This window comes from Paucibacter aquatile, from assembly GCF_002885975.1.
Taxonomy (GTDB): Bacteria; Pseudomonadota; Gammaproteobacteria; order Burkholderiales; family Burkholderiaceae_C; genus Paucibacter_A; species Paucibacter_A aquatilis.
The window spans coordinates 253,103-275,690 of the sequence record NZ_POSP01000001.1; the positions used below are offsets into that span (position 1 = coordinate 253,103).

The following is a 22,588-nucleotide window of genomic DNA, read 5'->3' on the forward strand; positions in this document are numbered from 1 at the left end:
GATGAAGTGCCGGCGTAGCCACGCCCACCTCAAAGCGCCACGATGGCTTGGACAAAGCCAATCGTGCTGCGGGGGCCTACAACACGGACAGTGATCCGGTAGTAACGTTGGTTGGGTATGCCGATGGGCGTTCCGCCTGCAGCTTGCTTGCTGGTGCCTTCGCCAGGGTCTGTGGAGGGGGGGGACTCGCAGCTGATGCCGGATGTCGGCGCTCCCTGGCCGTTGCATAAACGTTGAATCACAAAGGAGACCGTGTTGCCGGCTGTGTCGGCGGCCAAGGTGGTCACAGTGTTGCTGGGGATCAGTACAGCATTCCAAAAGATCTCCCAGCTCTGATTGGCGGCCGGGTCCTGGCGCAGAGCGAGGTAGCCGACGGGGCGGCCGGCAGCGATGGTGATGTTGTTGTGCAGATTGGTGCCGAAGTTGTTTTGCTCCAACCAGGCTACGGCGCTTTCGATGCCGATGTCTGCCGATTGGATGGCTGACTGTTGAAATGCCAGGTTGCCTGCGACCTTGTTGCTGCTCAGCATGGAGCGCATCAAGCCGACCGCAGCCAGGGACATGATGACCAGGACCACGATGGCCAGCATCAGGACAATGCCTTGCTGGTGCCTGCCGCGCCCTGGCGCGTAGCGCGGGGCAGGGGCAGCAATGAGGCGGCGAGGCTTCAACATGTTGCGACCGCTCCTTGCCAGGCCAGATTGCGCAGCGGCACGATGGCCTCGAACACCTTGTAGCGGTAGTACTGCCACAGGTTCTCGGCGGAAAGGTCGATGGGCGCCTCTTCAGTTCCCGCCCAGCGGGGGGCGTTGCCACTGTCGGTCACGATGGTCTTTTCACGTTGACCGCTGACCGTGGTGATGGCCAGGCGGACCGCTGACATCCGGGCCCATTGGCACGCAGTGGCTGGCGTGGTTTGATCGAAAAGGTCCACGATCCCGTCCATGGGCGCCGCGGAAGTGTCGCGACCATACTGGGCGCGCAGATTGACCACGTTGTCGATGATCTCCACCCAGACTTGGGCGGCCTCGCTGCTGCAGTCGTTGACCATGTAGTCGCACTGGGTCAGCCGACCGTTGCGCACGGCATAGGCCAATACCTTGGGCGCCAAGCCCCAGTTGAACAAGGTGTCTTGCAAGCCGACTGCGCCAACGGCGACCGTGACGTTGGCGCCGACAGGCGCGGCGCTGACACGGTCCAGTAGCAAGTTGCAAGGTGTGGGGCGAACTTGGTTGGCTGCGATCACCATGTCGTTGATGTTGAAAGCAGTGGCGTTGGCGACGGTGTAGGTCAGAGCGTTCGGCTCTGCGATGATGCGGTCGCCTTCGGGTGCCCCGTTGCCATTGCTGAACACCACGAGCAGGGTGTCACTGCCACTGTCGCCTGCAGGGATGCTGGCGTGGTTGATGGTGACCGGGCCCAGTCCCGAGAGCACCCGTCCGCCTGGCAAAGTCAGGCTGCATCCGGCCAGCAACAGATTGGCAGCGCCGTGCCCGCTCTGGCGAATATTGCGTTGAAGTTCGGTGGCCGCGATGGCGCCATTGGTCTGCGCTTCGTCGCCGCTGGTGGCGCTGCGCTGGCCCCGCTCGGACAGGGAGAACACTTGCATCACCACGATCACGGCGATCATGCCCAGCACCACGCCCACCAAGAGCTCGATGAGGCTGAAGCCGTTCTGCGGATGGCCCACCGGGCGCTGAAGGTTTGTCGATTTCATAAGGGTTCCGATCACTTCAGCTGGCTGATCATGACCAGGTTGTGGGGGGTGCTGCCCAGGTTCTCGCCGGGCGCCGCCCACTTGACGGTGATGGTGACCCGCAGGCTGGGTGTCAGGACCGGGCCACCGGCCGGCCGGCCGGCCAAGGCCGGCAGAGGATTGACTTGCGTGAAGGTGACGGTCGGCGGGTGGTCAGCCACACCGGGCAGGGTGGCGCTGACCTTTTCCAGCCAGAGCTTGTAGCCGGCGCCTTCGTCGGCGCTGCTGTACTCGGCCTGCAGCTCGGCCAAATTGCGATTGCCCACCCACATGCTGCCGATCAGCTGATTGGCCAGCAGGGCAGCATCCGAGCGGTACTTGGCCTGCCCGGCCTGTTTGACCGCCGTGGCTTGCAGGCCGACCAAGCCCAGGACTCCGAGCGCGAACACGAGCAAGGCAACCAGCACCTCCAGCATCATGAAGCCTCGGAGCCCATGAGGGCGGCCCGGACTGCGTGCTCTGGACTTTGGGCTCGGGGTCTGGAAGACAGTCATGGGGGACTCCCGTTCAGCAGGCCTGAACATCGCCGCTGGGAAGGCTGGGGTTGCACATGCGTACCTGTCCCGAAGGCGTGATCACGATGCGCAGGCAAACGGCGTCACCGTCGGTGCCGCAGGAGCCCGCAGCGCTGTTGCTGACGTCCAGAACGATGGCAGCGTTGGGCGTGGGGGTGGGCTTGCCCAGGCTGTTGAAGGTGACCGAACTCGCGTTGGCGGCAATCTGAACGGTGCCATTGCCATCGTTGCTCGGCTTGGTGTGCAGGATGCGGGGCTGGACCGTGTCCGAAGGCGCTGAAGCGCAGCGGTTGGCCACCGAGTCGGCCGCCGTGTTGGCGCCGATCACGTTGATCACCCAGTTAGTGCCGCTGGTGCTCAGGGCGCAGGTATTGGTCAAGCTGGTGGTGAGCTGGAAGCGCACCGCCGTGTTGCGTGCCACCGCTTCGGCTTTGGCCAGTTGAATGCCTGTGCTCAAGGAGGTGGCGGTGTTGCGAATCCGACTGTTCTGCAGCCAGGTGGAGAAGCTCGGCGCTGCCATGGCCAGAAAGATACCGACCAAGACCAAGCTCACGATCAGTTCGATCAGCGTCACGCCGGCCTGCAGCGAGGCTCGGTCCCCGAGCGCCGAAGGCTTTGTCAGCATGATCCGTCCTTCTTGGTCGCCCAGCAGGTGTTGGGGCTGGGTGTGGTCCAGCCTGTGGGCAGGGCCGCACTGGTCTTCACTCCGGCTTCGTTGATGGTGTAGGTGAAGCCGGCCATGCTGTCTTTGCCCACGGCGCGCAGAGTGAAGGCCGTGGCACTGGACGCAGAGCAAGAGAAGGTGAAGTACTTGCTGCTGGTGGCGTCGGAGTTGCAATCCGGTGCGCCCACATAGGTGCGGCGGTCCAGAAAGAACTGCTCCAGACGCACCTGCCGCGTGGCCAGGCCGGCGGTGGCTTCGGGGATCTTGCCGCGCACCACATAGGCCTGGTAGGACGGCAGGGCCACGGCCGCAAGGATGCCGATGATGGCCACGGTCACCATCACTTCAATCAGGGTGAAGCCCTGAGCTGGACGTGATTGGGAAGGGGTGACGCGTGCTGGCATGGTGGGGTGCTCCTGGTTGGAATGAATTCTCGGCCGCTGGTTTTCGCTTGTGTAGCCGCCTATCAGACTGTCCCTCGCGCTGGTCGGGCTCAGGCCCGGAAATGTGAAGTATTTGGGGCTCTTCTCGGCGGCTCGGTGCGCGATCGGTGTTTCCCCTATGATGTGATCTTTGTCAAAAACGGGCCCTGGCCCGCCCTGCCAAGGCTCATGGCCCCATATTCATCCACTTCCATTGCCGCGTCCGAAACGCCTCTGATTGAATTGCGCGATGTCAGCTGCGGTTATGGCGACCGGGTGATCCTGGAGCGCGTGAATCTGCGCATCCCGCGCGGCAAGGTGCTGGCCCTGATCGGCACCAGCGGCGGTGGCAAGACCACGGTCTTGCGCTTGCTGGGCCGGCAGATCAAGCCGATTTCGGGCCAGGTGCTGTTTGACGGCGTTGATCTCGCCGGCCTGGATCTCGATGGGCTCTACGCCGTGCGGCGTCGCATGGGCATGCTCTTCCAGTTCGGCGCCTTGTTCACCGATCTGAGTGTGTTCGAGAACGTGGCCTTCCCGCTGCGCGAGCACACGAAACTGCCCGAAGCCATGATCCGCGATCTGGTGCTGATGAAGCTCAACGCGGTGGGCCTGCGTGGCGCACGCGACCTGCTGCCCTCCGAGATCTCTGGCGGCATGGCGCGCCGGGTGGCCTTGGCGCGCGCCATTGCGCTGGACCCGGACCTGGTTTTGTACGACGAGCCCTTTGCGGGCTTGGACCCCATATCCCTGGGTGTAGCTGCGCGCTTGATCCGCGACCTGAACGATGCGCTCGGATTGAGCAGCATCATCGTGTCCCATGATCTGCATGAAACCTTTACCATCGCCGACGAGGTGGCCATGATTGCCAATGGCCGCGTGGTCGCCCAGGGCACGCCGGACGACTTGCGCCACAGCAGCGACCCGCTGGTGCAGCAGTTCGTCGGTGCCCATGCCGATGGTCCCGTGCGTTTCCATCAGCCAGCTTGCCCGGTGAACCAGGATTTCGGTCTGGGGGTGTCGGCATGATGGCGACCCTGACGCAGTTCTCCGCCCGACTGGGCCGCACATTGCGACAGCAGTTGGTGGATTTGGGGTCCAGCACCCGGCTGTTTTTCCAGCTTCTGGCCCGCACGCCGGCCGCCCTGCTGCGTTTCTCGCTGGTGCGCGAGCAAATCTATTTCCTGGGCAATCGATCCTTGTCTCTGATCGGCGTCTCGGGCTTGTTCGTTGGCTTTGTGCTGGCGCTGCAGGGCTATTACACCTTGCAACGCTATGGTTCGGCCGAGGCCGTGGGCTTGCTGGTGGCGCTGAGCTTGGTGCGCGAGTTGGGTCCGGTGGTTTCTGCCCTCTTGTTTGCGGGCCGTGCCGGTACCTCTTTGACGGCAGAGATCGGCTTGATGAAGGCCGGCGAGCAACTGACCGCGATGGAAATGATGGCGGTCGATCCGTTGACCCGGGTGCTGGCGCCGCGTTTCTGGGGTGGCTTCATCGCCATGCCGCTGCTGGCGGCGCTGTTCTCGGCCATTGGCATCATCGGAGGCTGGCTGGTGGCCGTGCCCCTGATCGGCATTGATGCGGGCGCTTTCTGGTCGCAGATGCAGGGCGGCGTGGACGTCTGGGCCGATGTCGGCAATGGCGTCATCAAGAGTTTGGTCTTTGGTATCACCGTGACCTTTGTGGCTTTGCTGCAAGGCTATGCCTGCAAGCCCACGCCCGATGGCGTGGCGCAGGCGACCACGCGCACGGTGGTGATGTCGTCGTTGGCGGTGCTGGCACTGGACTTTGTGCTGACCGCGATGATGTTCTCGATTTGATTTGTAGGGGTAGAGGATGCAAGCCTCAAGGCATGACGCATGGGTGGGTTTCTTTGTGCTGCTGGGCGGCGCCGCGCTGCTGTTCCTGGCCCTCAAAGCCGGCAACCTGCTGAGCCTGAACTTTGACGAGACCTACCAGGTCACGGCCAAGTTCGACAATATCGGTGGCCTCAAGGCCCGCGCCGCGGTCAAGAGTGCCGGCGTGGTGATCGGCCGGGTGGAATCCATCACCTTCGATGACAAGAGCTTCCAGGCCAAGGTGGTGATGAAGCTCTACAAAAACGTGGCCTTTCCCAAGGACAGCTCTGCCAAGATCCTGACCGCCGGCCTGCTGGGTGAGCAGTACATCGGTCTTGAGGCCGGTGCGGACGAGAAGAACTTGGCTGCAGGCGACAACATCAGCCAGACGCAATCGGCCGTGGTGCTGGAAAACCTGATTGGCCAATTCCTTTACAACAAGGCCGCCGATTCCGGCACGCCGGCCGGCGGGGCCAAACCATGAGAGCCCGAATGGACCGCTCCTGGCGCCGTGTCGCACTGGTGCTGAGCATCCTCGTGCTGAGCGGATGCGCCAGCCTGCGTGGCCCGGGTGCGCCGGGCCAGAAACTCGACCCCTGGGAAAACTGGAACCGCAAGGTCTTCAACTTCAACGAGTCTTTGGACACCCATGTGCTCAAGCCCGTGGCCACCGTGTACAGCGACATCGTGCCCGCACCGGTGCGCCTGGCCGCGGACAATTTTTTTAGCAATGTGGCGGACGCCTGGTCGGCGGTGAATCTCTTGCTGCAGGGCCGCTTCAAGGCCAGCGTGGAGCAGGGCATGCGCTTTGCGGTGAACTCCACCCTGGGTTTCGGTGGCTTGATCGACATCTCCACCGAAGTGGGCCTGGAGCGCAAGAGCGAAGACCTGGGCAAGACCTTTGGTGTCTGGGGCACGGGTACGGGCGCCTACATCGTTTGGCCCCTGTTTGGCCCATCGTCCGTGCGTGACACCTTGGCGCTGCCCTTCGACCGCATCGCCACATCGCCTTCGCTCGTTGTCAAGGATGGCTACAGCAAGACGGCGCTGTCGGCCTTGCAACTGGTCAACGCTCGAGCCAACTTCTTGCGTGCAGGGGAGATGCTGGATGGCATTGCATTGGACAAGTACACCTTCATCCGTGATGCCTATCTGCAGCGCCGCGGCAGCTTTGGCAGCGATGACGAGTACGAAGTGCTGACGCCCGAAGCGCCTGCCGTTCCCGCGTCCAGCCCGCAAGCCGGGCCCTGAACGGGCTTGCGCTTGCTCGCCCCGAACGTTGACGCGCCTTGGGGTGGTGAACCGAATTTCGGCTCGCGCGTTGTGTATGACTGAGCCCCTCCGAGATTGAAAGGAACCGCAAGAATGATCGCCACCAAACGCCTGGTTCTGCGCAGCCTGCTGGCTGCCGCGTGTGCTTTTTCCGCCGCCCTGCCGCTGCAAACCGCCTGGGCGGCCGATGCCAGCGCGCCGGACACCTTGATCCGCCAGCTCTCGCTGGAGACTCTGGAGACGGTCAAGAGCGACAAGGCCATCCAGGCCGGCGATCTGCAGAAGATCATCAATCTGGTCGATGGCAAGGTCATGCCGCATGTCAATTTCCAGCGCATGACCTCGTCGGCCGTGGGTCGCTTCTGGCGCCAGGCCACGCCCGAGCAGCAGCAGCGCCTGCAGGATGAATTCAAGACTTTGCTGGTGCGCACCTACGCCGGCGCGCTGACCCAGGTCAAGGACCAGACCATCGCCCTGCGTCCGCTGCGCGCTTCGCCCAGCGACACCGAGGTGGTGGTCAAGACCGAGATCCGCGGCAAGGGCGATCCGATCCAGCTCGACTACCGCCTGGAAAAATCCGGCGCCGTCTGGAAGATCTACGACGTCAACGTGCTCGGCATCTGGCTGGCCGATCAATACCGCAACAGCTTCTCGCAAGAGATTGGCGCCAACGGCATCGACGGCCTGATCAAGGCCTTGACCGAGCGCAACCAGAAGGCTGCGGCCGCTGGCGGCAAGGCCTGAGGCGCGGAACGGTGAGCTCCATGCCCTCCATGCTCAAGCTGCCCGCTTCGGTGGGTTTGAGCGAAGCGGGTTTGCTGTGGCCCGGCCTGCAGCAGAGCCTGCGCGCCGAGTGCGCGCAGCTGCGCAGCGCGGCGGCCCGCGAGCTGAACCTCAGCCTCGCCGACTTGCAACATTTCGATTCGGCCGTGCTGACTCTGCTGATCAGCGCCGCACGCCTGTGCCAGGCTGAAGGCCTGAAGTTGCGCCTGCATGAGGTGCCGGCCAAGCTGCAGGAGCTGGCCCGGGTCTACGGCGTGGCCGAGCTGCTCTGGCCTGAGTTGGTGCCCGCCACCGCCGCTTGACGATGCCCAATGGCGCGCTGGGCTCCCGTCCGGCGTCTCTGTCGTTCAGCTGATGTAGCGTTTGCCGCGCAGATTGCGCTTGATCTCCTGCAGCATGGGCCGCAGGTCGGCGCCCAGGCGCAGGGCCACGCCGGTGGTCAGGATGTCCACCGCCGTCAGGTGCAGCAGGCGCGACACCATGGGGCTGTAACGGTCATAGTCCTCGGGGTGGTCCACCGCCAGCAAGACCTGGCCCGGGCTCAGGCCCAGCTGCGCCAGGGGCGAGCCACTGGCGGTGATGATGATGGTGGTCGCGCCTTTTTTGCGCGCGATCTCGGCCGCGTCCAGCAGGTCACGGCTGCGGCCGGAATTGCTGATGATGACGGCGCAATCGCCCGGCTGCAGCATGGTGGCACTCATCAGCTGCACATGGCCGTCGCTGCAGGCAGCGGTGTTGATGCCCAGGCGGAAGAACTTGTGCTGGGCATCCTGGGCCACGATGCCGGAGTTGCCCACGCCGTAGAACTCGATGCGGCGTTGGTTGCGCGCCGCTTCGGCCAAGGCATTGATGGCGCATTCAAACGCATGGCTGGCCGCGTCGTTGCGGTAGTGCAGCAAGGCAGCGACCGCGTTGTCCACCACCTTGACGATCAGGTCGCCGGGCTTCTCGTCCTCGTCCACCGCGCGGTGCACAAAGGGCACGCCTTCGTTGACGCTGCCGGCCAGCTTGCGCTTGAAATCGGTCAGGCCGTCATAGCCCACGCTGCGGCAAAAGCGCACCACGGTGGGCTTGGACACATGGGCCCGATCGGCCAGCTCGCTGACGGGCAGATTGGCAAAAGCCCGTGCATCGCCGAGCAAGAGCTTGGCCACCCGCTGCTCGGCCGGCGGCAGGGCCGGTAGCGCGGCCTTGACGCGTTCAAGAATGCTCATGTTTCTTCTGACCAGGCAAAGCCATCGCGCGCCACCAATGCGCTGGCGGCGGCCGGGCCCCAGGAGCCTGCGGTGTAGGGGCGGGGGCCGGCGCTGTCTTGCTTCCAGGCGTCGAGGATGGGCTCGACCCAGCGCCAAGCCTGCTCTTGCTCATCGCTGCGCACGAACAGGTTCAGTCGGCCGGCGATGGCGTCCAGCAGCAGGCGTTCGTAGGCGCCGACGCGGTTGCTGGCGAAGGCCTTGTCAAAGTCCAGGTCCAGCGACACGGGCGACAGGGCCTCGCCATGGGCGCCGCCCTTGGCGGCCAGCAGTTGCAGCTCCAGGCCGTCTTCCGGTTGTAGCTTGATCACCAGGCGGTTGGCCTGGTTGGTGCCCGGGAAAATCGGGTGCGGCACGGGGCGGAAGTTGATGACGATTTGCGCGTCACGGGCCGCCAGGCGTTTGCCGGTGCGCAGGTAGAAGGGCACGCCGGCCCAGCGCCAGTTCTGCACCTCGGTGCGCAGGGCGACAAAGGTTTCGCAGGGGCTGTCGGCCGGCACCTTGGCTTCGTCGAGATAACCTGGTACGGCCACGCCGCCCACCGTGCCGGCGCGGTACTGGCCGCGCACCACATCGCGGGCCACGCTCTCCGGCGTGAAGGGCTTGAGCGAGCGCAGCACCTTGAGCTTTTCGTCGCGGATGGCGTCGGCGTCGTTGGTCGAGGGCGGCTCCATGGCAATCATGGTCAGCAGCTGCAGGGCATGGTTCTGGATCATGTCGCGCAGCGCGCCGGTGCCGTCGTAGAAGGCGCCCCGTGTGCCCACGCCCAGCTCTTCGGCCAGGGTGATCTGGATGTTGGCGATGCTCTCGCGGCGCCACAGCGGTTCGAACAAGGCGTTGCCAAAGCGCAGGGCCGAGAGGTTCTGCACCGAGGGCTTGCCGAGGTAGTGGTCGATGCGGAAGGCCTGGCTTTCCTTGAAGACCGAGCGCACCACGGTGTTGATCTCTTGGGCGCTGGCCAAGTCGTGGCCCAGGGGTTTCTCCAGCACCACGCGCACGCGCTCGTGGTTCAGGCCAGCTTCGCCGAGCTGCTGGCAGATCTGGGTGAAGAGATGCGGGCTGGTGGCCAGGTACAGCACCACGGTGTCGGCACTGCGCTCGTCCAGCCAGTCCTTGAGGCGCTGGTAATGCTCGGGCTGGGACAGGTCCATGCGGCGGTAGTGCAGCAGGGCGGCGAAGCGTTCGAACTCTTCCTCATTGGGGCGCTTGGAGCCGTCCACCTCACGGAAGCGCTCCTTGAGCCATTCGCGGTAACGCTCGTCACTCATCTCGTCACGGGCCACGGCCAGAATGCGGCCGCCGGCCGGCAGCTTGCCGTGGCGGAAGGCCTGGAACAGGGCGGGCATGAGCTTGCGCCAGGTCAGGTCGCCAGTGCCGCCGAAGAAAACGAGATCGAAAGACATGAGATGGGCCCTGTTGCGGTTCATCGAAAAAATGAACCCTTGATGTAACAAAGTTTCTGGAATTATGATGCATGAGTTTCGTAATTCGGTCAATGCGGCCGGCCTTTTTTGCGGCGCTCATGGGGGTTTGCTCTCAAGCGCGGCTGTAACCGAGGCTCAGGCTTGCGGCGACAGGGACTGCGCAAGAGCGGTTCTAATGGAGGTTTGAACCGCTTTTTGGAGTGCCCCGTGAACCAGCTCGATCAACTCAAGTCCCTGACCACCGTCGTCGCCGACACCGGCAACTTTCTGCAGCTGGCCCAGTTCGCACCGCGCGACGCGACCACCAACCCCTCGCTGATCCTGAAAGCAGTGCAGTCGGCCGATTACGCGCCCCTGCTCAAGGACACCGTGGCTGCCCATCAAGGCAAGCCGCTGGACGAGATCGTCGACCAGGTGCTGGTGCGTTTCGGTCTGGAGATCCTCAAGGTCGTGCCGGGCCGTGTGTCGACCGAAGTCGATGCCCGCCTGAGCTTTGACCGCGCCGCCACCGTGGCCCGCGCGCGCCGCATCATGGCCTTGTACGAAGCCGCCGGCATCGGCCGTGAGCGCGTGCTGATCAAGATCGCCGCCACCTGGGAAGGCATCCAGGCCGCCGCTGAACTTGAGCGCGAAGGCATCCACTGCAATCTGACCCTGCTGTTCTCCTTCTGCCAGGCCGTGGCCTGCGGCGCCGCTGGCATCCAGCTGATCTCGCCCTTCGTCGGCCGCATTTACGACTGGTACAAGAAGAGCGCCGGTGCCGCCTGGGACGAAGCCGCCCAGGCCGGTGCCAACGATCCGGGCGTCAAGTCGGTCGCTCAGATCTACAACTACTTCAAGAAGCACGGCATCCAGACCGAGGTCATGGGTGCGAGCTTCCGCAATGTGGGCCAGATCCAGGCCCTGGCCGGCTGCGATCTGCTGACCATCAGCCCCGATCTGTTGAGCCAGCTGCAGGCCCTGGACGCGCCCCTGCCGCGCGCCCTGGATGCCGAGGCCGCGCGCGCCGCCGACATTGCTGCTGTTTCCTACGATGAAGCGGGTTTCCGCTTTGCCCTCAACCAGGATGCCATGGCCACCGAGAAGCTGGCCGAAGGCATCCGCCTGTTTGCCATTGACTCGGCCAAACTGGATCAGATGATCGCGAGTTGAAGATGTCCCCAGCACCGCATCTGCGTTGTGACCAAAGCCCGGCCTGGGCCGCTCTGACTGAGCGTTATCAGGCGAGCGGCCAGCATTTCGATCTGCGCCAGGCCTTTGCGGCCGAGCCGGCGCGTTTCGAGACCTGGTCGCTGCAAGCACCCGAGGTGTTTGCCGATCTGTCCAAGAACCGCATCGACACGCCGACTTTGCAGCTGCTGCTGCAGCTGGCGCGCGATTGCGGTCTGGAGGCTCAACGCGATGCGCTGCTGGCCGGCGCTCCGGTCAATCTGACCGAAGGCCGCGCGGTGCTGCACACGGCCCTGCGTGCGCCTGCGGGCCAGGGCTTGCACAGCGAGGACGTGCAGTCCTCGCTGAACCGCATGCTGGCTTTTGCCGAAGGCGTGCGTGACACGGCCACCAGCGGCATCCGCGATGTGGTGCACATCGGCATCGGCGGCAGCGACCTCGGCCCAGCCATGGTGGTGGGCGCCTTGCAGGCCTACACCCAGCCGGGGCTGAAGCTGCATTTTGTCTCCAATGTCGACGGCCATGATCTCGCGCCGCTGCTGCCCCAGCTGAACCCGGCGACCACGCTGTTCGTGATCGCCTCCAAGACCTTCACCACCCAAGAGACTCTGGCCAATGCCCTGGCGGCGCGGACCTGGTTCCTGGCCGCCGGTGGAACGGACGTGGCGCGCCACTTCGTTGCCACCAGCAGCAACACCGCGGCCGCTGCGGCTTTCGGCATCACCACGGCCTTCGGCTTCTGGGATTGGGTCGGCGGCCGCTATTCGCTGTGGTCGGTGATCGGCCTGCCGATCGCCATCGCCATCGGCGCGGAGAACTTCCGCGCCCTGCTGGCTGGTGCCCATGCCATGGACCGCCACTTCGCCGAGGCACCGCTGGAGCGCAATCTGCCAGTGCTGCTCGGTGTGCTGGATCTTTGGTACCGCAATTTCCACGGCTTCAGCAGCCGCAGCGTGGCGCCCTATCACCAGGGCCTGCGCCGCCTGCCGGCGTACCTGCAGCAGCTGGAGATGGAGAGCAATGGCAAGGGCGTGGACCTGCAGGGTCAGGCCTTGCCCTACGGCACCAGCCCGGTGGTCTGGGGCGAGGCGGGCACCAATGGCCAGCACGCCTACTTCCAGATGCTGCACCAGGGCACGGATGTGATTCCGGTCGAGTTCATTGCGGTGAAGCACCCGAACTTCGGCGCCCATGTGGCCGGTGATCTGGAGGCCTGCCTGCAAGACCAGCACCGCAAGCTGCTGGCCAACTGCCTGGCCCAGTCCCAGGCCCTGATGCAGGGCAAGCGCTTCGAGGAAGCCCTGGGCGAGAAGGCGCCCACCGCCTCGGCCGAGCTCGACCCCGGCACCGTGGCCCGCCACCGCAGCTTCCCCGGCAACCGTCCCAGCACCACCCTGGTATTGGATCGCCTGACGCCGTCATCGCTGGGCGCCTTGATCGCCCTCTACGAGCACCGTGTCTTCGTCAGCGGTGCGCTCTGGGGCATCAACAGCTTCGATCAGTGGGGCGTGGAACTGGGCAAGGCTCTGTGCAACAGCCTGCTGCCGCGCCTGAGCAGCGGCGACGCTGCCGGGCTGGATGGCTCGACCGCCGGCCTGCTGAACCATCTCTTGTCCGAGTGAACGCGTGAATATTGTTTTTGACTTCGGCGGTGTCCTGTTCCGCTGGCACCCGCCGAGCCTGCTGGCCCGCGTCTGGCCCCACCGCGTGGCCGACGCCGCCCAAGGCGAGGCCCTGGCGGCCGAGTTTTTTGAGAACTACGCTGGCGCCTGGGGCGCCTTCGACCAAGGCCTGATCGACGCGCCGACCGTGATCGAGCGCATTTCGGCGCGCACCGGCTGGCCGCCTGAAGAGGTGGCCCAGGTCGTGGCCGCCGTGCCCGATGAGTTGCAGCTTCAGCCCGGTACCGTGGCCTTGATCGAGGGCTTGAAGCAGGCGGGTCACCGCCTGTTCTTTCTCTCGAACATGCCCGCACCACTGGCCGATCATCTGGAGCGCAGCCACCCGCTGCATCAATGGTTCGAGCAGGGCGTGTTTTCGGGCCGGGTCCAGGTGGTCAAGCCTGGGGTGGAGATTTTTGAGCTGGCCTGCCGTCAGTTTGGCGTCGAGCCCGAGAGCTGCCTGTTCCTCGATGACCATCCGGTCAATATCGCCGCGGCCCAGGCCCTGGGTTGGCAAACCTTGTTGTTCCGTTCGGCCGAGCAGGCCAGTCAGGAATTGCGGGCGCGAGGCCTGCTGAGCGCGGCGCCTCAGTCAGTGAGGCAGTGAGTCGTCCTCGACGGGCGGGCTGGCTTCGACCCGGAAGTCTTCATTGGCCCAGGCCCCCAGATCGATCTGTCGGCAACGCTGGCTGCAAAACGGCCGCCAGCTGTTGCTGGGGGCGAAGATCGAATCGCCGCCACAAGTAGGGCAGGGCACGATGCGGGGCTGAGCGGGGGAGTCCATGGCGGATCAATCAGAAAACAAGTGGGGTGTCGCGGCCTGATCAGGCGCAGAGCGTCAGCTCGAAGCTGGCGTCCTGGTGGGCGGGCTTGAGCCGGCCTTCCTCGTCCTGACGCATCAGGCGGATGGACACCATCAGGCGGTGGCCGGTGATCTCGGGCACCAGGCCCAGGCTGGGGTCCAGGCGCATGCGCAGCAGCTGGTAGCTGCGGCCGGCACCCAGGCTTTGCTGGAACTGGCCGGCCACGGCCGCCACCTTGTGCGGCGAGCCGCTGTCGCGCAGCAGACCCAGCAGCACCTGCAGGGCCTCGGCCAGCGGCATCAGGCTTTGCGTCCACTGCATCAGGTCGTTACGGCGCCGGGCCGGCAGGAACTGCTGCCAGGTGTAGTAGGCGGGCAGATCGAACTCGCAGGTGCCGCCCGGGATGCTGATACGGCTGCGGATGCTCATCAGCCATTCATTGCTGGTCAGCACATGGCCGGCCTTGCCGGAGAGCTTGTTGAGGCCGTCGAAGGCATGGTCGATGCGGGCAATGACTTCATCGAGCACGCTCTCGGCAATCGCCGGATTGCCGCGGTAGCTGTTGAGCTGCACCTTGTGGCGCTCCAGCTCCTTGAGCAGGTCGGATTTGAGATCGGCCCGAGAGGCCACATCCATGATCTCGAAAATGGTGACCAGGGCGAAATGGTGATCGAGCGGGGTTTCGCGCGCCATCAGCTGTCCGAGCCGGTCGAACAGATGCTCCAGGCGCAGCATCGTGCGGATGCTCTCGTTGAATGGGTACTCGTAAAGGACCAAGGCGGCCATCCCTGTCGGTCAGCGTTGCTCGCAAGCGGGGCGCGGCTGCGCACCCGAGGCCGTGATTGTTTCACAGCCCATCGCTGCTCGACGCTTCATCGCGCCTGCAAGCGTCCTATTTTGTGCGGCGCCAGCGGGCGGCGAGGGTCAGGACTTGCGCCCGCAGCTCGCTCAAGCCGAGATCCTGGTTGTGGATCACGGCATCGGCACAGGCGCGGCGCTGGGACCTGCTGGCCTGGGCGTTCAGCACGGCCTGCACGGCCTCGCGGCTCAAGCCCGAGCGTTGCGTGACGCGCTCGATTTGCAGAGCCTCGGCGCAATCCACCACCAGCACCCGGTCGACGCGTTGACGCCAGCGGCCCGACTCCACCAGCAGGGGCACATCAAAGACGATCAGATCACTGGCGGCCGCAGCAGCGGCACGCGCGGTCTCGGCGCTGATCATGGGGTGAAGGATGGCTTCCAGGCGCTGGCGCGCGGCCGGATCGGCGAACACCAGCTCGCGCATGACGCTGCGCACCAGGCCTTCATCGGCATTCACCACATGCGGGCCAAAGGCGGCGGCAATGGCGGGCAGGGCCGCACCACCGGGCGCGGTCAAGGCGCGCGAGATGGCGTCGGTGTCGATCAGTGCGGCGCCGGCCTCGACCCAGAAGCCGGCCACCGTGCTCTTGCCGCTGCCGATGCCACCGGTCAGGCCGATGCGCACAGGCGGCTGCGGCACGTTCACGCCCAGCCCAGCCAGCCCAGCACGCGCTCCTGGCCCGCAAACAGCACGACCAGGCCGCCGCCGGCCAGGAAGGGGCCGAAGGGCACGTAGCGGCCTTCACGCAGCTGGGCATTGAGCTTCATGGCAATGCCGACGATGGCACCGATCAGCGAGGCACCCAGCACGATGGGCAGAATCATCTGCCAACCCAGCCAGGCACCGAGGGCGGCCAGCAGCTTGAAGTCGCCATAGCCCATGCCCTCCTTGCCTGTGGCCAGCTTGAACAGCCAGTAGATGGACCAGAGCGAGAGATAGCCCACCAAGGCGCCGGTCAAGGCCGAGTTCAAGGGCAGGGCGGTCAAGCCCAGCAGGGAAGCCGCCAGGCCGGCCCAGAGCAAGGGCTGGTTCAGCGAATCGGGCAGCAGGGTGGTGTCCCAGTCGATGGCCGCCAGGGCCAGCAAGGTGGCACCGAAGCCGCACCAGAGCAGGGTCTCGGGCCGGGCGCCGAAGCGCCAGGACAGGGCGGCGAACAGCAGGCCGGTGGCCAGCTCGATCAGCGGGTAGCGCTTGGAGATGGTGGCCTTGCAGGCCGCGCATTTGCCGCCCAGACGCAGCCAGCCGATCAGTGGCAGGTTCTCATGCCAGGCCAGCTGATGGCCGCAATGCGGGCAGCGCGAGCGCGGCGTGGCGATGCCCAGGTGAGGCAGCTTGTCGAGCTGCTGACTCAGGGACTGAGCGGAGCGGGCCAGTGTGTCGGCCTCGACGGACTTCCAGGCGGCGGCCTTTTTCAGCTCGGCGGCATCACTGAGCTGGGCGGCCGAATCCATCAGCCATTGGCGCTCCATCATCAGGGGCAGGCGGTGGATCACCACGTTCAAAAAGCTGCCGATGCACAGGCCCAGCAGGCCCAGCATGGCCGGGCTCAACAACCATTCGTAATCAGGAGTCATGTCGTAGGCTGGTCAGACCACTTGGCCGAGCTTGAAGATGGGCAGGTACATGGACACGACGATGCCGCCGATGATGCCGCCCAGGATCACGATGATGAAGGGCTCCATCAGGCTGGACAGAGCGGCCACGGCCTCGTCGACCTCGTCCTCGAAGAACTCGGCGGCCTTGCCCAGCATATGGTCCAGCGAGCCGGACTCTTCGCCAATGGCGGCCATCTGGATCACCATGGTCGGGAAGATGCCGGTGGTCTGCATCGAGGTGGTCAGTGCCGTGCCGGTGGAGACATCGCGCTGGATTTTCTCGGTCGCCTCGGCAAAGACAGCATTGCCGGCCGCGCCACCGACCGAATCCAGCGCTTCCACCAAGGGCACGCCAGCGGCAAACATGGTGGACAGGGTGCGTGTCCAGCGGGCCACGGCCGATTTGTAGAGCAGATCGCCAAAGACCGGAATCTTCAGCAGCAGTCGGTCCATGGTGTGCTGCATCTTGACCGAGCGTTTCCAGCTCTGGAAGAAGAAGTACAGCCCGCCACCGATGCTGCCAAAGATCAGCCACCAATAGGACACAAAAAACTCGGACATCGCGATCACGGCCAGCGTCGGCGCGGGCAGGTCGGCACCAAAGCTCTTGAACACGTCCTTGAAGGCCGGTACGACGAAGATCATGATCACGGCCACCACGACAAAGGCGACCACAAACACGGCGATCGGGTAGGTCAGGGCGGACTTGATCTTGTTCTTGATGGCGACCGTTTTTTCCTGGTAGATGGCCAGGCGGTCGAGCAGGGATTCCAGGATACCGGCGGCTTCGCCGGCCTCGACCAGGTTGCAGTAGAGTGCGTCGAAGTAAAGCGGCTGCTTGCGCAGGGCGTTGGACAGGCTGGTACCCGTCTCAACGTCCTGCTTGATGTCGTTGAGCAAGCGGGTCAGGCGCGGGTTGGTGCTGCCGCGGCCGACGATCTCGAAGGACTGCAGCAGCGGCACGCCGGCACGCATCATGGTGGCCAGCTGGCGGGTGAAGATGGCGATGTCTTTTTGCTTGATGGCCTTGCCGCCGCTCATGCGGCGCTTCTTGACCTTGCTGACCAGGATGCCCTGGCGGCGCAGGGTGGCGCTGACCATGGCCTCGCCCCCGGCACGCAACTCACCTCGCACGATCTTGCCGTTGCGGTCCTTGCCTTCCCACTCGAACACGAACTCCGCCGTGTTCTTGGCTGCCGCACTAGTCGCCATACCACCTCCTGGCCTCAGGCCCTTGTCCTTGTTCCTGCCCTGCGGCAAACGGTTCTTTATTCATTGGTCGCCGCCAGCACTTCTTCGAGCGTGGTCACGCCCGAGCGGACCTTGACCAGGCCGAACTGGCGCAGATCGCGCACCCCCTCGGCCTGGGCCTGGGCGGCGATGTCCATGGCCGTGCCTTCGGCCAGGATGATGCGCTGGATGGCCTCGGTGATGGGCATCACCTGGTACAGGCCCACCCGGCCGCGGTAGCCGCTGTTGCAGCTGTTGCACCCCACGGCGCGGTACTGTTTCCAGCTGCCGTCCAGTTCTTCTTCCTTGAAGCCGGCGCGCAGCAGAGCTTCGCGCGGGTACTCGGCCGGTGCCTTGCAGTTTTCGCACAAGCGCCGCACCAGGCGCTGGGCCGTGATGAGCAGCACGCTGGACGCGATGTTGAACGGGGCCACGCCCATGTTCAAGAGCCGGGTCAGGGTCTTGGGCGCGTCATTGGTGTGCAGGGTGGACATCACCATATGGCCGGTCTGGGCGGCCTTGATGGCGATGTCGGCGGTTTCCAGGTCGCGGATTTCGCCGACCATGATGATGTCGGGATCCTGGCGCAGGAAAGACTTCAGCGCGGCCGAGAAGCTCAGGCCCGCCTTGTCATTGACATTGACCTGGTTGATGCCGGGCAGGTTGATTTCGGCCGGGTCTTCCACGGTCGAAATGTTGACGCCCGGCTGGTTCAGGATGTTCAGGCAGGTGTAGAGCGACACCGTCTTGCCCGAGCCGGTCGGGCCGGTCACCAGCACCATGCCGTAGGGGCGTGAGATGGCAGCCAGCAGGCGCTCTTTCTCGATCTTTTCGTAGCCCAGGGCGTCGATGCCCAGCTTGGCCGAGGACGGGTCCAGGATACGGATCACGATCTTCTCGCCGAACAGGGTCGGCAAGGTGCTGATCCGGAAGTCGATGGCCTTGGCGCCGAACTTCAGCTTCATGCGGCCGTCTTGCGGCACGCGACGTTCGGCAATGTCCAGGCGCGACAGCACCTTGATGCGCGAAGCCAGCTTGTCCTTGATCGCGATCGGCGGCTGGGTGATTTCGCGCAGCTCGCCGTCCACGCGAAAGCGCACGCGGTAATGGAACTCGTAGGGCTCGAAATGCAGGTCGGATGCGCGCAGATTGATGGCGTCGACCAGCATCTTCTGGAGAAAACGCACCACGGGTGCGTCTTCCACATCGGCCAGTTCGGCGGCAGTCTCCTGCGGCGCGCTTTCTTCTTCGGCAATGTCGAAATCGAAATCACCGCCAGTGATGGTTTCCAGGGCCTCGCTGGCACTGGAGCTGGCGCCCGCCAGCAGCTTGGTCAGCTTGTCATGCTCGACGATCACCCATTCCGGCGTCAGCTGGGTGGCGAACTTGATGCGCTCGACCACGTCCTGGTCGGTCGGGTCGGCGCCGCCGATGAAGAGCCGGCTGCCGCGCCGCCCCAGCACCACCACCTGGTACTGCTGGGCCAGCTTGTTGTCGATGATGTTCTGCGGCATGCGCTGAACATCCATGGCGTTCAGGTCCAGCAGCGGCACGGCCAGGGCTGTGGACAGGGTGTGGGCCAGATCCACCGGACTCACCAGCCCCGCCGCGATCACCGAATTGACGAAGCTGGTCTTCTTCTCGCGCGCCTGGCGCATCAGGTCTTCGGCCGCTTTGGGCTGCAGCTTGCCGGCATGCACCAGCATGCGCGCCACGCCCGAAAGGGCGGACTGAGGCGGCTCGGCCAGGGTGGGTTCCACGGTGTAGATCAGGCTCGCAGGTCGATGAGTGGGGCGTCCATCCCACGGAGGCAGGATGGACAAGGCGTATCAATCAGGACTGTAAACCGAGCGAGGCCGCAGAGCGCGCGGGCCGATGTGCCGGAGCACACGATTTCACCCCGGGGAAGCCCTTGGTGAAGCCCTGAAAAGCCGGGCGAAGCCCTGGCCGCCGAGGGCTTGTGAGGATGCGTGCGGTCGACGCGGAGCCCCTTGGCCATCGAAGCCAGCGCCTTTCAAACCGAGACCTGCGCCAAACGCCGGGCAGGCCGGGCCCGGACCCTGGCCTGCAGTCAACGGGTTTGGTGAGGATTTGTAAAAGTTCGCAAGCAAAACCTACCGGGCTGGGTTCACAGGGATTCGGCGGGTTCCGCTGCGAGCAAGGGCAGGCGCACCGTGGCCGTGGTTCCGACCCCCGGGGCGCTGGCCAGCAGCAGCTGGCCGCCGTGCAGTTCGACAATTTCCTTGACGATGCTCATGCCCAGGCCGGTGCCGAGGATGGCGCCCGACTTGTCGGCTCGATAGAAGCGCTCGGTGACGTGCGAGAGCTGCTCCTCGGTCATGCCGATGCCGTGGTCCTGCACCGCCAGCACGGCCATGGCCGATCCATCGCTGCTGGCGCCGGCCATGCTCAGGCTCAGCTCGACCGGGCCACCGGCCGGCGAGTATTTGTAGGCGTTGGACAGCAGATTGCGCAGCACCTGCTGCAGCTTCTGCCGATCGGCATGGATGCGGCAGCCTTGGCTGGGCAGGCTCAGTGCGGGCAGGGCGCGTGCGTCAGGCGGGATGAAGTCGTCGACCACTTCCTGAACCAAGGCCTGGAGGTCCAGCACTTCGAGCTCGAAGTCCTGGCCGCGTCGGGCCTCGATGCGAGCCAGGTCCAGCAGCTGGTTGAGGATGGCGATCATGGACTGGCATTGCCGGTGGATGCGGCCCAGCATCTCCTTCTGTCGCTCGGGGGGCTGTTCACGCATCAGCAGCAGCTCGGTGAAACCGTAGATGCTGGCCATGGGGGTGCGCAGCTCGTGGGCGGCGGTGCTCAGGAACTCGCTCTTCATCTGCTCCACCTCGACCTGGTGGGTCACATCGCTGAGGTGCAGCAGCTGCGCGGCAGCGGCGCCGTCGCTGCTCACGCCTTCGTGCAAGGCCAGCTCCAGCACACGGCGTGTCGGTCGCTCCAGCTCGATGCGCAGCTTGCCGCTGCGCAGCTCCTGGAAGCTGATGGCGCGCGCGTCGGCGGCACGCAGGCTCAGCACGGCCTCCAGCAGCTCGTCCTCATGCCGGCCCAGTGCCCGCTCGGGCGGCAAGGCGGCCAGCCGTGCAAAGGCCGGGCTGACATAACGGCAGATGTGCTGGGCGTCGAAGGACACAAAGCCGTCCGGGCTGAGGGCGAAGATGGCGGCCAGTTGCTCGCCCCGTTCGCGCAGCCTTTGGATCAGCTCCTGCACCAGCTGCAAGAGGGCGGCGCTTTCCTCGCTGCTGCCACTGCCGACCAGGGCACGGCTGGCGCCGGTCTGGTCTTGCGCCGGTGTCGCCGCAAAGTCCTGCAGCATGCGGCGCATGGTCTGCATGGCCTGGGCGCGGGCCTGCAGCTCTTCCTGCAAGCGGTCGTCCAGGGCCTGTTGCTGGCTGATGTCGCGGAAGGCGTAGACCCAGCCGCCGCCTGCAATGGGCGTGCGGCTCAGGTCCAACACCACGGCGTCGCAGCCTTCAGGGTTCAGCCGCAGCCGCGCCTTCCAATGGCCTTCGCGCGCTGCATCGAGGGCCGGGTCGAGGTCGCGGCTCAGATCGGGCAGCAGCTCCTGGATGCGCTCGCCCAGCAGGCGCTCGGGCGCCCGTTCCAGCAATTGGCCAAGCACCGGATTGGCCAGCAGGATGCGGCCCTCGGCGTCGGTGCTGGCAATGCCATCACCAATGGCCGACAAGGTTACGGCGGCACGCTCACGCTCGAGCTGCAGCGAACTGGCGGCCTGGTTCAAGACCTCGAAGGTCTGGCGAAATTCCAGCGGCGCGTCTTCCGTTTGCATGGGGCTGAGCGCCCCGCCCGAAACCTGCAGTTGCTCGCCGAAGGCGCGGATCTGGCCCAGATTGCCCAACCAACGGTTGAGCGGCCACCAGACCAGACCGAGGCCGGCCAGCAAGCTCAGCAGCCCCAGACCCACCGCCACCAGGCTTTGCTGCCAGAAGCTGTTGGCAATGTGGGCGGTGTTGAAGCGCAGGCGCAGGACGCCGTAGTCCTTGCCGCCGGCTGTCACGGCCATATTGAGTTCGGGCAGTTGCTCGGCGATCGCCTTGCTGAGCCAACTGGGCGCACGCAGTTCCGGGTCCTGGTGAGCATGACGCTCAATGCGACCTCCTTTGAGATCGATGAACAGAGCGGCACTGATATCGCTGTGCTTGGAGGCGCGGGCCAGGGCGCGTTCGATGGTGTCGTAGTCGCCGATCACGGCCGATTCACTGACCACTGGGCCCAGCAGGCTGATCAAGGTGTCTGCCGAATCTTGTGCACCGTTGATGCTGTCGACATAGCTGCGCGATGCGAACCAACCGATCGCCCCGCTCAAGGCCAGGAGCAAGGATGTCAGATAGAGGAGAAACACTCGCCCTATCAGGCTGGAGGGCAAAAAGCGCGAGGCGGTCATGGCAAGCATTGGGCCGCCTTAGCTTGCCAGTTCAACGCAATTGAGCCGGGGCGCTTTGATAAAAGCGTCGGTAGGGCTCGTACTCGCTTCCATCCGAGAGAATGAAATAGGCCTCCTCGGAGAGCCCGATATGCTTGGAGACCTCGGACAGAATGGCTCGCCCCTTGGGATCTTTGTGCATGCCGGCGAAAGCCTTGGCCACAGCCTGTACGTCCTTGGCTGGAACTTTGGCTGCGGCCATCAGAGCAAGATCGTGCATGGGCTCCGAGCTCCAAAGCACTCGGTATTTCTTGCTTTCACGCCGACCATAGTTCTCTGCCAACTGCGAATTCACACCGGCGGCGCTGGCCTTTCCGCTGAAAAGCTGGGCCAAGGCGCCATCAGCATTGCCGGCGAACACCACCTTGGTGTCGATTTTCTTGCTCAACAAGAAGGCATACGGCAGTTTGTAGGACACCAGCGCCTCCGGGCCCGGATAGACCACATCCTTGCCGGCCAGTTGACTCAGATCGGTGACTGTGGAGTCGGCAGGAACAATGATCTGCCCGTGGATGGGGGGCGTGAGTCGTCGGCCAATGACTTTCCAGCCGAGCTTCTCGCGCTCCGGGCTGAACAAATGGTTGCTGAAGACGAACTCGACCTCCTGGGCTAGAACATAACTTGTCGTGTCGGCGGATGTTCGGCCGATTTTCAGGGTCAGCTTCACACCGCTGCGTTCCGAGACGTAGGCCATGATCGGGTTCCAATAGTCCGCGGTCAACGCGATATTGGCCTGGTTGACCGGTGAGAAGCGGTACAGCGGCTCCTCCGCCTGCGCTCTGGCCGCCTGCAGACCCAGGGCCATCGTGAGAGCGACGAGGACCTGCCTGATGAGGGCGATTGTTCGGCACATGGTGAAGGCTCCTATCTTTCTGAAAACGCGG

The 22,588-nt window shown here is 64.7% G+C and carries 24 protein-coding genes; 9 read left to right on the forward strand and 15 right to left on the reverse strand.

Features of this window, described 5'->3' with window-relative positions:
* Positions 1-29: 29 nt before the first annotated feature.
* Genes C1O66_RS01170 through C1O66_RS01190 form a run of 5 tightly spaced genes read right to left on the reverse strand, consistent with a single transcriptional unit; the run spans position 30 to position 3,339 of the window.
* Positions 30-674: a pilus assembly PilX family protein gene (locus C1O66_RS01170; protein ID WP_102766174.1), complete on the reverse strand. Its 645-nt coding sequence runs from the start codon at positions 672-674 to the stop codon at positions 30-32.
* Positions 668-1,717 carry a PilW family protein gene (locus C1O66_RS01175; RefSeq protein WP_102766175.1) on the reverse strand — a complete coding sequence of 350 codons (1,050 nt, stop codon included), beginning with the start codon at positions 1,715-1,717 and terminating at the stop codon, positions 668-670. The genes C1O66_RS01170 and C1O66_RS01175 overlap by 7 nt, the downstream gene beginning before the upstream one ends.
* 11 nt (positions 1,718-1,728) lie before the next feature.
* Positions 1,729-2,250 carry a type IV pilus modification protein PilV gene (pilV, locus tag C1O66_RS01180; protein ID WP_165794415.1) on the reverse strand — a complete coding sequence of 174 codons (522 nt, stop codon included), beginning with the start codon at positions 2,248-2,250 and terminating at the stop codon, positions 1,729-1,731.
* 13 nt (positions 2,251-2,263) lie between these two features.
* Positions 2,264-2,896, reverse strand: a complete 633-nt coding sequence (locus C1O66_RS01185) for a GspH/FimT family pseudopilin (protein ID WP_102766177.1) — start codon at positions 2,894-2,896, stop codon at positions 2,264-2,266.
* Positions 2,890-3,339, reverse strand: coding sequence for a type IV pilin protein (locus C1O66_RS01190; RefSeq protein WP_102766178.1), 450 nt, complete (start codon positions 3,337-3,339; stop codon positions 2,890-2,892). The genes C1O66_RS01185 and C1O66_RS01190 overlap by 7 nt, the downstream gene beginning before the upstream one ends.
* 207 nt (positions 3,340-3,546) lie before the next feature.
* Here C1O66_RS01190 and C1O66_RS01195 point away from each other — a divergent pair, with 207 nt between their 5' ends.
* The 6 genes from C1O66_RS01195 (at position 3,547) to C1O66_RS01220 (ending at position 7,549) form a co-directional block, all read left to right on the forward strand.
* Entirely contained in the window at positions 3,547-4,386 is an 840-nt protein-coding gene (locus C1O66_RS01195) for an ABC transporter ATP-binding protein (protein WP_102766179.1), read from the forward strand.
* Positions 4,383-5,174, forward strand: coding sequence for a lipid asymmetry maintenance ABC transporter permease subunit MlaE (gene mlaE / locus C1O66_RS01200; RefSeq protein ID WP_223696752.1), 792 nt, complete (start codon positions 4,383-4,385; stop codon positions 5,172-5,174). The genes C1O66_RS01195 and mlaE overlap by 4 nt, the downstream gene beginning before the upstream one ends.
* A 16-nt stretch (positions 5,175-5,190) precedes the next feature.
* Positions 5,191-5,676, forward strand: a complete 486-nt coding sequence (gene mlaD / locus C1O66_RS01205; RefSeq protein ID WP_102766180.1) for an outer membrane lipid asymmetry maintenance protein MlaD — start codon at positions 5,191-5,193, stop codon at positions 5,674-5,676.
* An 8-nt stretch (positions 5,677-5,684) separates the two neighbouring features.
* Complete coding sequence (locus tag C1O66_RS01210) at positions 5,685-6,443, forward strand: MlaA family lipoprotein (RefSeq protein ID WP_243392663.1); 759 nt, start codon at positions 5,685-5,687, stop codon at positions 6,441-6,443.
* A 114-nt stretch (positions 6,444-6,557) separates the two neighbouring features.
* The gene (locus C1O66_RS01215; protein WP_102766182.1) at positions 6,558-7,208 is read left to right on the forward strand and encodes an MlaC/ttg2D family ABC transporter substrate-binding protein; all 651 of its coding nucleotides are present in this window, start codon (positions 6,558-6,560) and stop codon (positions 7,206-7,208) included.
* A 20-nt stretch (positions 7,209-7,228) separates the two neighbouring features.
* Positions 7,229-7,549, forward strand: a complete 321-nt coding sequence (locus C1O66_RS01220; RefSeq protein ID WP_102766183.1) for an STAS domain-containing protein — start codon at positions 7,229-7,231, stop codon at positions 7,547-7,549.
* 45 nt (positions 7,550-7,594) lie between these two features.
* Here C1O66_RS01220 and C1O66_RS01225 read toward each other — a convergent pair whose 3' ends face one another.
* Both C1O66_RS01225 and zwf read right to left on the reverse strand, forming a co-directional pair.
* Entirely contained in the window at positions 7,595-8,455 is an 861-nt protein-coding gene (locus C1O66_RS01225) for a MurR/RpiR family transcriptional regulator (RefSeq protein WP_102766586.1), read from the reverse strand.
* 2 nt (positions 8,456-8,457) lie between these two features.
* Positions 8,458-9,903 carry a glucose-6-phosphate dehydrogenase gene (gene zwf, locus C1O66_RS01230; protein WP_102766587.1) on the reverse strand — a complete coding sequence of 482 codons (1,446 nt, stop codon included), beginning with the start codon at positions 9,901-9,903 and terminating at the stop codon, positions 8,458-8,460.
* Between the two features lie 228 nt (positions 9,904-10,131).
* Here zwf and tal point away from each other — a divergent pair, with 228 nt between their 5' ends.
* The 3 genes from tal to C1O66_RS01245 are packed head-to-tail and all read left to right on the forward strand — an operon-like array spanning position 10,132 to position 13,362.
* Entirely contained in the window at positions 10,132-11,076 is a 945-nt protein-coding gene (gene tal, locus C1O66_RS01235; RefSeq protein ID WP_102766184.1) for a transaldolase, read from the forward strand.
* A gap of 2 nt (positions 11,077-11,078) precedes the next feature.
* Positions 11,079-12,716 (forward strand): glucose-6-phosphate isomerase, encoded by a 1,638-nt coding sequence (gene pgi / locus C1O66_RS01240; protein WP_102766588.1) that lies wholly within the window; start codon positions 11,079-11,081, stop codon positions 12,714-12,716.
* A gap of 4 nt (positions 12,717-12,720) precedes the next feature.
* Positions 12,721-13,362, forward strand: coding sequence for an HAD family hydrolase (locus tag C1O66_RS01245; RefSeq protein ID WP_102766185.1), 642 nt, complete (start codon positions 12,721-12,723; stop codon positions 13,360-13,362).
* Here the strand turns inward: C1O66_RS01245 and C1O66_RS01250 are convergent.
* The 8 genes from C1O66_RS01250 to C1O66_RS01285 form a co-directional block, all read right to left on the reverse strand.
* Positions 13,348-13,539, reverse strand: coding sequence for a DNA gyrase inhibitor YacG (locus C1O66_RS01250; protein WP_102766186.1), 192 nt, complete (start codon positions 13,537-13,539; stop codon positions 13,348-13,350). The genes C1O66_RS01245 and C1O66_RS01250 overlap by 15 nt on opposite strands.
* Positions 13,540-13,579: 40 nt before the next feature.
* Entirely contained in the window at positions 13,580-14,335 is a 756-nt protein-coding gene (gene zapD, locus C1O66_RS01255; protein ID WP_102766589.1) for a cell division protein ZapD, read from the reverse strand.
* Between the two features lie 115 nt (positions 14,336-14,450).
* Positions 14,451-15,071, reverse strand: a complete 621-nt coding sequence (coaE, locus tag C1O66_RS01260) for a dephospho-CoA kinase (RefSeq protein WP_394341018.1) — start codon at positions 15,069-15,071, stop codon at positions 14,451-14,453.
* Positions 15,062-15,994 (reverse strand): prepilin peptidase, encoded by a 933-nt coding sequence (locus C1O66_RS01265; RefSeq protein WP_102766188.1) that lies wholly within the window; start codon positions 15,992-15,994, stop codon positions 15,062-15,064. Before C1O66_RS01265 ends, coaE begins: the two co-directional genes overlap by 10 nt.
* A 12-nt stretch (positions 15,995-16,006) precedes the next feature.
* The gene (locus C1O66_RS01270) at positions 16,007-17,227 is read right to left on the reverse strand and encodes a type II secretion system F family protein (protein WP_102766189.1); all 1,221 of its coding nucleotides are present in this window, start codon (positions 17,225-17,227) and stop codon (positions 16,007-16,009) included.
* Positions 17,228-17,283: 56 nt separating this feature from the next.
* Positions 17,284-18,951, reverse strand: a complete 1,668-nt coding sequence (pilB, locus tag C1O66_RS01275; RefSeq protein ID WP_102766590.1) for a type IV-A pilus assembly ATPase PilB — start codon at positions 18,949-18,951, stop codon at positions 17,284-17,286.
* Positions 18,952-19,373: 422 nt separating this feature from the next.
* Complete coding sequence (locus tag C1O66_RS01280) at positions 19,374-21,674, reverse strand: PAS domain-containing sensor histidine kinase (protein WP_102766190.1); 2,301 nt, start codon at positions 21,672-21,674, stop codon at positions 19,374-19,376.
* 22 nt (positions 21,675-21,696) lie between these two features.
* Positions 21,697-22,557, reverse strand: coding sequence for a phosphate/phosphite/phosphonate ABC transporter substrate-binding protein (locus C1O66_RS01285; RefSeq protein WP_207795874.1), 861 nt, complete (start codon positions 22,555-22,557; stop codon positions 21,697-21,699).
* Between the last annotated feature and the right edge of the window lie 31 nt (positions 22,558-22,588).